13 protein-coding genes and 2 pseudogenes are annotated in these 13,369 nt (G+C 24.4%); 5 read left to right on the top strand and 10 right to left on the bottom strand.

The annotated features are described in order from the left end of the window. Window positions 1-141 precede the first annotated feature (141 nt). The 5 genes and pseudogenes from trpA to TREMTM_RS00045 all read right to left on the bottom strand — a co-directional run bounded on the left by trpA (window position 142) and on the right by TREMTM_RS00045 (window position 5,793). On the bottom strand, window positions 142-963 hold the full coding sequence (trpA, locus tag TREMTM_RS00065; protein ID WP_083172232.1) for a tryptophan synthase subunit alpha: 822 nt from the start codon (window positions 961-963) through the stop codon (window positions 142-144). Then, window positions 963-2,153, bottom strand: a complete 1,191-nt coding sequence (trpB, locus tag TREMTM_RS00060) for a tryptophan synthase subunit beta (RefSeq protein WP_083172231.1) — start codon at window positions 2,151-2,153, stop codon at window positions 963-965. The genes trpA and trpB overlap by 1 nt, the downstream gene beginning before the upstream one ends. A gap of 47 nt (window positions 2,154-2,200) precedes the next feature. Next, on the bottom strand, window positions 2,201-3,565 hold the full coding sequence (trpCF, locus tag TREMTM_RS00055; protein WP_083172229.1) for a bifunctional indole-3-glycerol-phosphate synthase TrpC/phosphoribosylanthranilate isomerase TrpF: 1,365 nt from the start codon (window positions 3,563-3,565) through the stop codon (window positions 2,201-2,203). A gap of 103 nt (window positions 3,566-3,668) precedes the next feature. Continuing rightward, window positions 3,669-4,238 (bottom strand): annotated as a pseudogene (locus TREMTM_RS00050) (glutamine amidotransferase-related protein); the annotation flags it as partial. Then, on the bottom strand, window positions 4,216-5,793 hold the full coding sequence (locus TREMTM_RS00045; protein ID WP_083172226.1) for an anthranilate synthase component 1: 1,578 nt from the start codon (window positions 5,791-5,793) through the stop codon (window positions 4,216-4,218). The gene TREMTM_RS00045 and the pseudogene TREMTM_RS00050, both read right to left, overlap by 23 nt. Window positions 5,794-6,245: 452 nt before the next feature. Here TREMTM_RS00045 and TREMTM_RS01525 point away from each other — a divergent pair, with 452 nt between their 5' ends. Both TREMTM_RS01525 and topA read left to right on the top strand, forming a co-directional pair. Further along, window positions 6,246-6,395: a toprim domain-containing protein gene (locus TREMTM_RS01525; protein ID WP_156763238.1), complete on the top strand. Its 150-nt coding sequence runs from the start codon at window positions 6,246-6,248 to the stop codon at window positions 6,393-6,395. 26 nt (window positions 6,396-6,421) lie between these two features. Next, window positions 6,422-8,461, top strand: coding sequence for a type I DNA topoisomerase (topA, locus tag TREMTM_RS00040; RefSeq protein WP_156763237.1), 2,040 nt, complete (start codon window positions 6,422-6,424; stop codon window positions 8,459-8,461). A 609-nt stretch (window positions 8,462-9,070) separates the two neighbouring features. On the opposite strand, the gene TREMTM_RS01520 is transcribed toward topA, so the two are convergent. Further along, window positions 9,071-9,214 carry a hypothetical protein gene (locus TREMTM_RS01520; RefSeq protein WP_156763236.1) on the bottom strand — a complete coding sequence of 48 codons (144 nt, stop codon included), beginning with the start codon at window positions 9,212-9,214 and terminating at the stop codon, window positions 9,071-9,073. A 611-nt stretch (window positions 9,215-9,825) separates the two neighbouring features. Here TREMTM_RS01520 and cspE point away from each other — a divergent pair. Next, complete coding sequence (gene cspE, locus TREMTM_RS00035) at window positions 9,826-10,035, top strand: transcription antiterminator/RNA stability regulator CspE (protein WP_083172224.1); 210 nt, start codon at window positions 9,826-9,828, stop codon at window positions 10,033-10,035. 186 nt (window positions 10,036-10,221) lie between these two features. Here the strand turns inward: cspE and cgtA are convergent. The 4 genes and pseudogenes from cgtA to tusA all read right to left on the bottom strand — a co-directional run. Next, window positions 10,222-11,202 (bottom strand): annotated as a pseudogene (gene cgtA / locus TREMTM_RS00030) (Obg family GTPase CgtA); the annotation flags it as partial. Window positions 11,203-11,238: 36 nt separating this feature from the next. Further along, a complete protein-coding gene (gene rpmA, locus TREMTM_RS00025) occupies window positions 11,239-11,496 on the bottom strand; it encodes a 50S ribosomal protein L27 (protein ID WP_083172222.1) in 258 nt (85 codons plus the stop codon). A 3-nt stretch (window positions 11,497-11,499) separates the two neighbouring features. Further along, window positions 11,500-11,814: a 50S ribosomal protein L21 gene (gene rplU / locus TREMTM_RS00020; protein ID WP_083172220.1), complete on the bottom strand. Its 315-nt coding sequence runs from the start codon at window positions 11,812-11,814 to the stop codon at window positions 11,500-11,502. Window positions 11,815-11,898: 84 nt separating this feature from the next. Further along, on the bottom strand, window positions 11,899-12,141 hold the full coding sequence (tusA, locus tag TREMTM_RS00015; RefSeq protein ID WP_083172218.1) for a sulfurtransferase TusA: 243 nt from the start codon (window positions 12,139-12,141) through the stop codon (window positions 11,899-11,901). A 226-nt stretch (window positions 12,142-12,367) separates the two neighbouring features. On the opposite strand from tusA, the gene tusD reads away from it, so the two are divergent. Both tusD and tusC read left to right on the top strand, forming a co-directional pair. Then, entirely contained in the window at window positions 12,368-12,766 is a 399-nt protein-coding gene (gene tusD / locus TREMTM_RS00010) for a sulfurtransferase complex subunit TusD (protein ID WP_269446329.1), read from the top strand. Between the two features lie 78 nt (window positions 12,767-12,844). Beyond that, window positions 12,845-13,210, top strand: coding sequence for a sulfurtransferase complex subunit TusC (gene tusC, locus TREMTM_RS00005; RefSeq protein ID WP_083172216.1), 366 nt, complete (start codon window positions 12,845-12,847; stop codon window positions 13,208-13,210). Window positions 13,211-13,369: the final 159 nt, after the last annotated feature.

Here is a 13,369-nt window from a genome sequence, read left to right as displayed (position 1 = left end):
CTGTTTTAAGTGATTTTAGATCACTAAGAGTATCTCATCAAAGATGTAATAAATAGAACTTTTATTAAAATTTTATATAAATTTTATTTAAGTTAATTTTAAAACATAAATATAGATAATTTTTAATTTAGTCTTCTCTCTCTATAAAGAAAGTTTTTTTAAATAAGTTGCAGCTTTCATTTCAAAAATAAATTTAAAAATTTTTTTAAAAATTAAAGATGTATTATTTAAATTATATTCAATAATAGATATTATTGCTGATCCAGATATTACACCTGATATTCCATTATGTAACGCAATACGTACTTGTTCTGGTTCAGAAATACCAAAACCTTGTAAGATAGGTGCTGCATTATATTTTTTCAACTTATTAACTAAATTAGTTAATAATATATTACCTTTATTTTCAATACCAGTAACACCAGGACGTGAAAGTAAATAAATATATGCTTTACTATATAAAGTTATTTCTTGTAAAAGAAGAAGATCAGCATTAGGAGGACAAATAAAAATAGGGGATATATTATAACGACGAGCAGAATTTCGAAAAGAAAGGCTCTCTAATAAAGGTACATCTGCTACCAACACAGAATCAATACCAACTTTATTACAAAGATAATAAAAAAAATCTAATCCTTTATTATATACTAAATTAGCATAAATTAACAACCCAATAGGGATTGATATATATTTTTTACGAATTGTAGTTAACATTTCAAAACAAGAATCAAATGTAACTCCTGAATTAAATGCACGTAAATTAGCTTTTTGAATAGTAGGTCCATCTGCTAGAGGATCCGAAAATGGAATACCTAATTCAAGAGCATCAGCTCCAGCATTAATAATTGTATCAATAATTTGCAGAGAAATTATGGGATTAGGATCTCCAAGTATTACAAATGGTACAAAAGCACCTTCATTAGAATTTATTAATTTACTAAATAATTTTTTATATCGTTCCATTAAATTTCTCCTTTTGAAGATAAAATCTTATGAACTGTAAAAATATCTTTATCCCCGCGACCTGATAAATTTACTACTAAAATTTGCTTTTTATCTGGTTCTGATCTAATCATTTTTAATGCATAAGCAAGTGCATGGGAAGATTCCAGTGCAGGTATAATTCCTTCATAACGAGAAAGAATCTTAAAAGCATCTAAGGCTTCTTTATCTGTTATCGATACATATTCTGCACGACCTATACTATTAAGATAGGCATGTTGAGGACCAACAGAAGGAAAATCAAGACCAGCAGAAATAGAATAAGATTCTTTAATTTGTCCCTCAGATGATTGTAGCATAGGTGATTTCATACCGAAATAAATTCCGGTTCTTCCATATTTTAAAGAAGCTCCATGCTTGCCTGTTTCAATACCTAAACCTCCCGATTCTACTCCTATTAAACGAACTTTAGGTTCATTAATGAATTCATTAAATATGCCTATAGCATTAGATCCGCCTCCAACGCATGCAATTATTGCATTGGGTAAACAATGTTCTTGTTCATACATTTGTGCTCTTGTTTCTTCGCCTATCATTTTTTGAAATTCTCGTACTATAGTTGGAAAAGGATGTGGACCAGCTGCAGTACCTAACATATAATGTGCTTTTTCATAATTACCAGACCAATCACGCAATGCTTCATTACAAGCATCTTTTAAAGTTGAAGATCCACTATGTACTGGAATCACTTCAGCGCCCATAAGTTTCATACGAAATACATTTGGTGATTGACGTTCTATATCTTTAGCACCCATATAAATACGACATTTTAATCTTAATAATGCAGAAGACAAAGCAGAAGCTACTCCGTGCTGACCAGCTCCAGTTTCAGCAATAATTTCAGTTTTTCCCATACGTTTAGCTAATAATGCTTGACCTAATACTTGGTTTGTTTTATGAGCACCTCCATGAAGCAGATCTTCACGTTTTAAATATAATTTAGCATTAGTACCAATAGTTAAATTATGACATTCTGTTATTGGAGTGGGTCTTCCAGCATATTTAGTAAGCATATTTTTAAATTCTATATTAAATTTAGGATCATTTTGTGCATTTACAAATTCTTCTTCTAATTGAAGAAGTGCAGGTACTAGTATTTGTGGTACATACATACCACCAAATTCGCCAAAATATGGATTAATTAGTGTCATAGTTATAATTATTTTATATATTAAAATTATACTTAAAATTATACTTTTTAATAAGAACGTAATGTATCAAATACAGTAGATATTTTTTTATGATCTTTAATACCAGGTTCAATTTCTAATTTGGAATTAAAATCAATTCCAGCACATCCTAAACGTGTTGCAGCTATACAATTAGCTGTAGTTAATCCCCCAGCTAACATAATATTATCTAATTTTATTTCATTTAAGAGTAACCAATTAAAAGATTTACCGCTTCCACCACCATTATCAAGTACATAGCGATCTATTTTAGATAAATTATTAATTGGTAGTATAATATTAAAAATATCGAATACTTTCCAAAGATAACCATCTGATACTAAATATTGATTTAATATATCAATATAATTTTGATTTTCATTGCCATGTAGTTGTAAAATTGATATTGCTAATTTAGTAGTAATATTTACAATTTTTTTGATTGAATTATTACTAAATACTCCTACATAATGCAATGCAGCACTAGAAATAATATTTTGGGCAATGTTTTCATTTATAACTCTTGGGGTACCTGGAATAAAAATAAGTCCACCATAAATAGCTCCTGATTCTATGGAAGCTCGCGCATCTATAGTACGGGTTAAACCGCAAACTTTATTTGCTCCTAAGAGGATCTTAAATAGAGATGTTATTAAATTTGTTTCAGCCATTAAAGTACTGCCAATTAAAAATCCATTAGTATAGTTACTTATTTTACGTACTTTATTACAAATAGTAATGCCAGATTCACTTATAATATTTATATCTGCTGGTAATTTTGGACTTAAAACATTAATTCTGTTTAAATTAATAGATAAATATCTTAAATCACGATTGTTAATGCCTATTACTTTTGCTTTTAATGAAATTGCACGATTACGTTCTTTATTGTTGATAACTTCAGTTAAGATACCCATATTTAAATGGTGTGCTACTGTCACTAGTTTACAGTAATTATCATCATTAAGAATAGATAACATAAGTAGAATAGCATCAGCTTGATATAAACGTGCTAAGTAAATTTGCCAAGGATCAATAATAAAATCTTTACATAATATTGGTTGGTTAATTGACTGACTTACTTGTCTTAAAAAATTTAAATTTCCTTTAAAATATTTTTCTTCTGTTAGTACAGAAATTACTGAAGCATAATGTCGATAAATACTGGCAATATTAATTGGATCAAAATCAGAACAAATAATTCCTTTAGAAGGCGATGCTTTTTTGCATTCTAGAATAAATTCTATTTTATTATTATCAGAAATTGCATGATAAAAACTGCGTGTACTAGGATTAACTTTATGATTAAAACTTTTTAATGGATATAATTTTTTAAGTTTAGTTATCCATTCATATTTATCTTTAATAATTTTAGTAAGTATTGTATCTTTCATCTATTTTAAAATCCTTTTAAAAAATTACGTATTTCAAATAAAATTTGAATAATATTTTAAACAACTGTTAATTTTATTACTAATTATTAATTTTTTACGAAAGAGCCCATAAAATTGTATTATTTAATAAATGAGTTCCTTGAGTAGTTAAAATAGATTCAGGATGAAACTGAAAACCACATATTCTATCATTATTATTACGTATTGCCATAACTATATTATTATAATTAGCATTGATAGTTAGTGATGATGGTATATCTTTTCCTATAAAAGAATGATAACGTGCTACTAAAAGTGGATTTGACATCCCAGCAAACATATCTTGATTATCGTGATTAATTAAAGAAGCTTTACCATGTATTATTTCGTCTGCTTGAACAATATATCCTCCATAAGATAAAATTATTGCTTGATGTCCCAAACAAATTCCTATTATAGGCAATTTACCACGTAACTTTGTAAGTAATTCTAACATACAACCAGCTTGAGAAGGAATTCCTGGTCCTGGAGATAAAATTAAAATTGGATTTTTAATTTTTAAAATTTCTTTTATAATAAAAAAAGTAGGAAGATTATTTCGATAAATTATCACTCTATGATTAGAGGCACGAAGCTGATCTACTAAATTATAAGTAAATGAATCAATATTATCAAGTAGTAAAATATCTGCCATTTAAAATATCCTTTGCTTCATGTGCAGTAGCAATAGCATGTAAAACAGCGCGAGCTTTATTAATACTTTCATCAACTTCATTTTGTGGAATTGAATCCAATACTATACCAGCTCCTGATTGGACAGTAGCAATATTATTCTCAACATAAGCAGAACGAATAACAATACAAGTATCTAATATTCCTGTAGCAGTAAAGTAACCAATAGCACCTCCATAACTACCCCTACGTTCACCTTCTACTTCAGCGATTATTTGCATTGCTCGTATTTTTGGTGTTCCACTAAGTGTACCCATATTCATACAAGCTAGATATGCATGTAGCATATCTAAATCAGATCTTAATTTTCCTATTACCCTAGAAACTAAATGCATGACAAAAGAATAACGATCAACTTTAATTAAATCAGCTACATATCTAGTACCTGGATCACAAATACGAGCTAAGTCATTACGTGCAAGATCTACTAACATTAAATGTTCTGCAAGTTCTTTATGATCAGAACGCATATTTAGCTCAATACGGCTATCAAGATCAACATCTAATGTTCCATCAATATGACGACCACGTATCCTAGTTCCAGCAATAGGGCATATTTCAATTTGTCTTGTATTAGGATCATATTTTAAAGACCTTTCTGGTGAAGCACCAAAAAGAGTAAATTCATTATCTTGCATATAAAACATATATGGACTAGGGTTAATATTCTTTAATGTAGAATATGCAGCAAGTGTTGAAGGACAAGGAAGAAAAAATCGTCGTGATGGTACTACTTGAAAAATTTCTCCTTTTATAATTTTTTGTTGCATACAACGTATAATTTTTCGATATTCTTCATTACTATGGTTGTATGTTAACTTCATATTATCAATAATTTGATGTTGTATTAATTCTGGTGATTGATTAATTTGATATTGTAATTCTTTAAGTCGATGTTGCAAACGATTTTTTTCAGTTAAACTAGATCTAAAAAGACTACACTGTAATTCACAGTTTTTTTGCTGATGATTAATAGTTAATAATGTTTCAGCTAGATAAAAACAATAATCAGGGCAATGCTGTTTTTGTTGTAAAATTGGTATATTTTCAAATACTGATATAAGATCGTAGGAAAATAATCCACCAAAAAACATTGCTTTAGGCATATTTGGAGGTTGGTTTACTAATTTTAGTAAAGAACGTAGACAATCAAATACTGATAACGAACGTAATCTAGCATCTTCATCAAGATTTTTGTCAATTAATGGAAATAATAATTTCATACTAAATTGATAATTAATTATTTTTATAGTTTTAGGTAAAATATTTTTTAATTGTAATAATAGTGCATAACCATTTCTACTTATAGCTTTAATTATAACAGTTTGACCCAAAGATGTAATACGTAGTGCACTATCAATTATTATTATACTTTCAATATCATTTTTTTTATCAATTTCAGCTGATTCCAATAAAAGTGTTGCAGGACGATTACCACACAATTTATTAAATATAGCTATAGAATTAGTATTATAATTAGCTCTTGCATATAAAACTTCTATATTATTATTTAACATTTTTCTTTTAAGATTATTTTTTATTTATAATAGCATATTTACAATAAAAAATTTAGTATAAAAAAATAAAAAATTTTAAAACAAAGACATTCTTAAACAAAAATAAAGCTATAAAGCTAATTTAGGTGATCGTATTGAGATTAATTTAAAATTTATATTTTAAATTTATATTATAAAATTAAAATATAGTTTATCGTATGATAGTTTATCATAAACCCAAAGGGTAAATTTGTACATCCCATACCTTATCTAAAAGGCAGAAAAACTATTTTTGATTATTTACTTCGTATAAATGTATAAATAGTGTGCAACTTAAAGATGGTAAAGCTGCTTTTTTAAAATAACTTTTTAAAAAAATTATTTCAATTAATGGTATATATAATGTTATCCGTCCAGAAGGAATCATGAATTTCGTAGATTATAGGCTATGAATAAAGGTAAATAAAATTATAATGAATAAATTCTTAGTTATTGTTGAATCTCCTGCTAAAGCTAAAACAATAAATAAATATTTAGGAGAAGAATATATAGTAAAATCTAGCTTTGGTCATATCCGTGATTTATCACAAAAAAATTTAAATTATAAAAAAAAACAAAATTAAATTCACATAAATTATTATTTAATCAAATAGGAATTGATCCATTTAATGAATGGAATGCTTCATATGAAATTTTACCTGGTAAAGAAAAAATAATTATTGAATTAAAAAAAATTGCTAAAGAAGTAAATCATATTTATTTAGCAACTGATTTAGATCGTGAAGGAGAAGCAATAGCTTGGCATTTACGTAAAGTAATAGGTGGTAATAATACTAATTTTAGTAGAGTAGTATTTAATGAAATTACCCATAATGCAATTATAAAAGCATTTAAATTTACTAAAAAATTAAATATTAACTATGTAAATGCTCAACAAACAAGAAGATTTATGGATCGCATAATAGGATATATGATTTCTCCTCTATTATGTAAAAAAATATCACGTGGCTTGTCAGCAGGACGAGTTCAATCAGTAGCTGTTAAATTAGTAGTAGAAAGAGAACGTAAAATTAAATCATTTGTTTCAGAAGAATATTATAAATTATATGCTTATCTAAAAAATTCTAAAAATTTACCATTAACACTACAAGTAACACATAAAAAAGAAAAAATATTTAAACCTAAAAATAAAAATAAAATTAAATTAGCAATAGATATATTAAAAAAAATAGATTTTTTTGTCATTAATAGTTTTGAAAAAATTACTTTTAGTAAACCAAGTGCACCATTTACTACTGCCACACTACAACAAGCAGCTAATGTTCGTCTTAATTATAATATAAAAAAAACTATGTTATTAGCACAACAATTATATGAAGCTGGTTATATTACTTATATGCGTACTGACTCTACTCATTTAAGTCAAGATGCTATTAATATGGCACGTGAATATATTTTAAAAGTTTTCGGAAAATCTTATCTTTCAAAAAAAGAAAGAAAATATACTAATAAAAATAATCTTCAAGAAGCACATGAAGCAATTCGTCCTTCTTACATTAATATTATCTCAGAAAAAAAAATAAAAAATCTAAAATTAGATGCACAAAACTTATATAACTTAATATTTAATCAATTTATTGCTTGTCAAATGATGTCAGCAAAATATAATTTTATTAATATTACTGTAAAAGCTGATAATTTTAAATTGCATACTTCTGGTAGAACATTGCTTTTTGATGGATGGATTAAAATTATGCCTTTGTTAGGCCAACATTATAACGATAAAATATTACCAATATTAAAAATAGGAGAAAAATTAAAACTTATTAAATTAATACCTAATCAATGTTTTACTAAACCTCCTGTTCGTTATTGTGAAGCATCTTTAGTAAAAGAACTTGAAAAAAAAGGTATTGGTAGACCATCTACATATGTATCAATTATCACTACAATTAAAAATCGTGGATATGTACATACAATAGATAATCGTTTTTATGCAAAAAAAATAGGAGAAATAGTAACAGATAGATTAGAAGAAAGTTTTAATGAATTAATTAGTTATGATTTTACTGCTAAAATGGAAAATAATCTTGATTTAATAGCTATTAATCAACAATATTGGAAAAATGTATTAAATATTTTTTTTAAAAAATTTTTACAAAAATTAGAAATTGCTAAAAAAGATCCTAAAGATGGTGGTATGCAATTAAATAAATCAGTAATTACTGATATTGATTGTTCAATCTGTAAAAAGAAAATGATGATTTGTACTACTAGTACTGGTGTTTTTCTTGGTTGTTCCAGTTATACTATGAATATAAAAGAAAAATGCAAAAATACTATTAATTTAATTCCAAAATTAGAAATTTTAAATATAATTAAAAATTTTAATCTTAAAAAAGATATATTATTACCTCAGCAATATTGTCATAATTGCAATACAATTATGGATTGTTATATTATTTACGGTCAACATAATATTTTTTATATTTGTGGTAAAAATCCATTATGTAATGGATATAAAATTAAAAAAAGTAATTTAAATCATATTATAACAACAAAATGTAAAAAATGTAGCTATAATATGTATTTAAAACAAGGTTGTTTTGGAAATTATATGTTGTGTATCAATGATACTTGTAAAAATACCATAAAAATTTTAAGTAAAAGCGATATAGCTACACTTTAGTATCATGTAATAGTAATATTTTATTTACATTTTTATTTTCATTTTATGGAGTACATTAGTTTTAGTTTTTAAAACAAAAAAATTTTAAAAATTATAAACTAATTACATATTAAATACATTACATATAATTAAATATTAGATTATAATTAAATCTATTATAATTAAATCTATTTTTTATTTTTTTATATAGATTTATAATAATTTAATTCTAATCTAAATAATCTAATAAAAAAAATAATAAATTGCATTTCATTTTAATAGCTAATGATATAAATTATTTTTAATAAATGAATTATTTATCTAATAAATTCTAATAAATTCATCATAGCAATTGAATTTAAACCTCCATCTTCTACATGTATGATTTCTCCAGTTATTCCTGTTGATAAATTTGAACATAAAAAGCAGAAAAACCAATATCATCAAATTAAATTCCTAATGGGTGTTACTGATTTATAATAAGATATATTTTAAAAACTTTTTTTATACCTAATGCAGATAAAGTACATGACCTACATAAATAGCATTAATTTGAATATTATGTGGACCCATAGCATTGCCATATAATGATTTAACTCAGTCAGCCCTCAGCCCATTATAATAGTACGTTCAGCTCCTATAGAAGTCAAATGTATAGAAGTCAAATGTAATTAGAGAAGATTTAAGCATTGACCTACTAGCTTTAGCCATAACTACAAAACTATAAGAACTAATATCGTGTGTAATAATAAAACTTTCACGATTAATTAACATAGTCACTATCTAATTGTGTTTTAGGAACATAAGATTAAGATATATAATGTACAAAATAATCAAATTTTACCCAAATATATGCAAGACTATTAAATCATTTTTTAATACTTGTATCTACTTGTATTTGTTGTTACATCACATGGTAATACTAGAAATTAAAAAATAGAATTAAAGAATTAAAAATAGAATTTAAATTAGCAGCAAATTTTTATAATCTTAATTTAAATTTATTTCTTGATAAGAAAATGCAAGCTATGCACCTTTTCATATAGCAAAACAATAAGCAATTGAACTATTATTAGCAATACCTGTTACTAAAATACATAATTTTCATAAATAATTCATAAATATTAATCCTTAATGATTGTAAAAAATAATAAATATAAATAAAATAATATTAATCTTTGATTAAAAATCACTTGCCATTATTTACATATTATGTGATAACGCAGTTAGATAAAACTAGATATAATTTTTATATATTTAAAATATAAAATTTTACATATAAATAATTTTATTACTTTTTTGTATATTTATATTTTTATAAAAAATTTAGTTTTTTCTTTTTTATCGCAAAAATGCGATTAAAATAATTAAAAGGAAATATAAAAATGGCAAAAATTAAAGGTCAAGTAAAATGGTTTAATGAATCAAAAGGATTTGGTTTTATTACTCCAAATGATGGTAGTAAGGATGTATTTGTTCACTTTTCTGCTATTCAAAGTAATGGTTTTAAAACTTTAGTTGAAGGTCAAAATGTAGAATTTGAAATTCAAGATGGTCAAAAAGGACCTTCAGCGATTAATGTAACTACAATCTAAATATTAAAGATTAAAGTATTTTAAATATTAAATAAATTAACTAAATTTTAAATCTTCCTGCTGGCTTTAAGCCCGCAGGAGAACTTTAATTTTAATTTTAATTTAAAAATTTAAAAAAAATTTAATATTTTCATATAAATTATGATATTTTGATGTTCTTTTATATCAAAATTTCTAATTTAATTTTTCTATAAATGACATTATATGAGAGCATAATTTTTTAATACCACTATTATTAATAGCAGATATTAAATAATATTTATCTTTCCAATTAAGAGCTTCTAATATAATTTTAATGTTATTTATAATATTATTTTTACTAACTAAATCTAGTTTAGTAAAAACTAACCAATTAGGTTTAGATGCTAATTTTTTACTATAATTATTTAATTCTGTAATTATAATATTAGTATTTTTAATTATATTTGATTTATCTAAAATTGATAAATCAATAAAATGAAGTAATAATTGACAACGATTTAAATGTTTTAGAAAATTAATACCTAAACCTTTACCGTTAGAAGCACCTTTTATTAAACCAGGAATATCTGCTATAATAAAGTTTTTATTTTTATTCAAAAATACCCCTAAATTAGGGGTTAATGTAGTAAAAGGATAATCTGCTATTTTAGGTTTAGCTGCAGATATAGTACGAAGAAATGTTGATTTACCAACATTAGGTAAACCTACAATACCTACATCTGCCAATAATATTAATTTTAATTGTAATTCACGAATTTCTCCTTTTGTACCTTCTATTTTTTCTTTTGAGATTTGTGATGATTTAAAATGAATATTACCTAAACCATGTAATCCACCTTTAGCAACTATTAGTTGTTGATTATGTTTAATCATATCACTAATAATTTCATTAGTTTTAATATCTACTACTGTAGTCCCTACAGGAACTTTTATTATACAGTCTTTACCACATTTTCCAGTACAGTTATATCGTTTACCATTATGTCCATTTTCAGCAAAAAATTTTCTTTTAGAGCGATAATCAATAAAAGTATTTATATTTTTATCCGCTAATAAATATACATTTCCACCATTTCCACCATTTCCTCCGTCTGGTCCTCCAGAAATATATTTTTTTTTACTAATACAACCATTTCCACCATTTCCTGCAGAAACTAAAATTCTAATTTCATCAAGAAATTTCATAATAAAATTCTCTTTAAAAAATTTTTCGTTATAAAATTAATTAGCAATTATACTAATAAATTTACGACCTTTAGGTCCTTTTTTGTTAAATTTAACGGTACCTGAAATTAAAGCAAATAATGTATAATCTTTTCCGTATCCTACATTTTTTCCTGGATGAAAATGAGTTCCACGTTGACGAATAATAATACTACCAGCATTTATAATCTCTCCATCAAAATGCTTAACTCCTAAACGTTTACTTTTTGAATCACGTCCATTACGGGTAGAACCACCTGCTTTTTTATGTGCCATGAATTAATTCTCTACAATATCTGATATTTTAATATCGGTGAATAATTGATGATGACCAATATGTTTACGATAATGTTTACGACGATTAAATTTTATAATCATAATTTTATTATAACGTCCATGAGCAATTATTTTAGCTATAATTTTACTTTTTATAAGAAAAGGATTACCAATTTGAATTTTAGGATGATTAACAATCATTATAATTTGATTAAATTCAATTATTTTATCCACTAAAATATTCAATTTCTCAATTCTAATAATTTGATTTTTAACTACTCGGTGTTGTTTTCCACCAGCTTGGAAAACTGCGTACATATAACCCTCATTATTATTCTGTTTTGTAATAAAAATTAATATGCTATAAATGTTTAAATTGTCAAAATAAATTTATAATAAAAATTATGATTTATTGATTCCTTTTTTTAAAAAAAAATGATAGGGTAAATAGTCTACTTTTTTTTCTAATAAAGTATGTTTCATAAAATGACAAAAATAAGGAATATATCTAACTGTAGCTAAATCATCAGTTATAATTAGCAAAGTTTGTCCATCTTTCATATTACGTACAATTTTACGTACCATTATTAGTGGTTCTGGACAAAATAAACCACAAACATCTAAAATTTGATCAGTATCAAACATAAATAAAAAATTAAAAAAACATTAAAAATTAAAAATTTAAAATTTATTTTTTATTTAATTAACATTAAAATTAACATATTATAACATTAAATATAACATTAAAATTAACATATTATTTTAATAATATCAATATTTTAATAAAATCACTAATATAAAATATAAATAATATCATATTTCAAATAAAATATAAATAATATCATAATTCAAATATAACAAATGAGAACAAATGAATTTAAATTATTGCATTATGATAACTGCTACCGCTTATGAAAAACAAAATTCTATTATTGCACTACAATTTACTAAAACACTATTAGAATCTAATAATCATATTAGTACTATATTTTTTTATCAAAATGGAGTAAATAATGCTAATAGTTTAATTACTTCCGCTATTGATGAAATAGATCTAATACTAGCTTGGTGTGAACTTGCAAAAAAATATAAAATAAGATTAGATATTTGTGTTTCTGCTGCAATAAGACGAGGTCTTGTTAAAACAGAACAAACAATTATGCTTAATAAAAAAAATAAAATTGGTAATTTTCAAAATTATTTTAACCTTGTTAGTTTAAGTTATTTTGCACAAGCATTATTTTTTTGTGATCGTTTTATTCAATTTTAATCAATATTTAATAATAGTTTTGTTTGAATAGGAATAAAATAGGTTTATAGGAATAAAACTAAGTTAAGTTATAGTTAGATGAAGAGTATCGCTTTTATTTTTACTAATGGACCATATGGAAATACTTCAAGTAGTGAAGGACTTGATTTATTATTAGCAATTTCATCCTTATCTAAATCTAATAAAATAGGTGTATTTTTTATTTCTGACGGAGTATTATTACTTTTATCTAAACAACAACCAGCTAAAATTTTAGCTAAAAATTTTACTGTTAAATTTAGTATTTTATCAATATATGATATTAATCAAATATATATGTGTGCTGATTCTGCAATGGAACGTGGTTTAAATTCAAATATTGAATATATATTAGATTTTGAGTTTTTATCAGCTAAATATCTACGTCATTATTTATCTAAATATAATGTTATCTTAACTTTTTAAGAAAGATTATCAAAAATTATCTTTAAGATAAAATTATATTTATTATATTATATCTATTATATTATATCTATTATATTATATCTATTATATTAGATATTATATTATTCTTATATATTATATTATTATATAATATTCTTATATATTATATTATTATATAAT

Source organism: secondary endosymbiont of Trabutina mannipara, assembly GCF_900090215.1.
Lineage (GTDB): Bacteria > Pseudomonadota > Gammaproteobacteria > Enterobacterales > Enterobacteriaceae > Mikella.
This window is presented reverse-complemented; position numbering and strand designations above follow the sequence as displayed.

Coding starts and splice junctions, on each gene's coding strand:
- trpA (WP_083172232.1), bottom strand. CDS start 963: ATGGAACGATATAAAAAATTATTTAGTAAATTAATAAATTCTAATGAA.
- trpB (WP_083172231.1), bottom strand. CDS start 2,153: ATGACACTAATTAATCCATATTTTGGCGAATTTGGTGGTATGTATGTA.
- trpCF (WP_083172229.1), bottom strand. CDS start 3,565: ATGAAAGATACAATACTTACTAAAATTATTAAAGATAAATATGAATGG.
- TREMTM_RS00045 (WP_083172226.1), bottom strand. CDS start 5,793: ATGTTAAATAATAATATAGAAGTTTTATATGCAAGAGCTAATTATAAT.
- TREMTM_RS01525 (WP_156763238.1), top strand. CDS start 6,246: ATGAATAAATTCTTAGTTATTGTTGAATCTCCTGCTAAAGCTAAAACA.
- TREMTM_RS01520 (WP_156763236.1), bottom strand. CDS start 9,214: ATGTTAATTAATCGTGAAAGTTTTATTATTACACACGATATTAGTTCT.
- cspE (WP_083172224.1), top strand. CDS start 9,826: ATGGCAAAAATTAAAGGTCAAGTAAAATGGTTTAATGAATCAAAAGGA.
- rpmA (WP_083172222.1), bottom strand. CDS start 11,496: ATGGCACATAAAAAAGCAGGTGGTTCTACCCGTAATGGACGTGATTCA.
- rplU (WP_083172220.1), bottom strand. CDS start 11,814: ATGTACGCAGTTTTCCAAGCTGGTGGAAAACAACACCGAGTAGTTAAA.
- tusA (WP_083172218.1), bottom strand. CDS start 12,141: ATGTTTGATACTGATCAAATTTTAGATGTTTGTGGTTTATTTTGTCCA.
- tusD (WP_269446329.1), top strand. CDS start 12,368: ATGAATTTAAATTATTGCATTATGATAACTGCTACCGCTTATGAAAAA.
- tusC (WP_083172216.1), top strand. CDS start 12,845: ATGAAGAGTATCGCTTTTATTTTTACTAATGGACCATATGGAAATACT.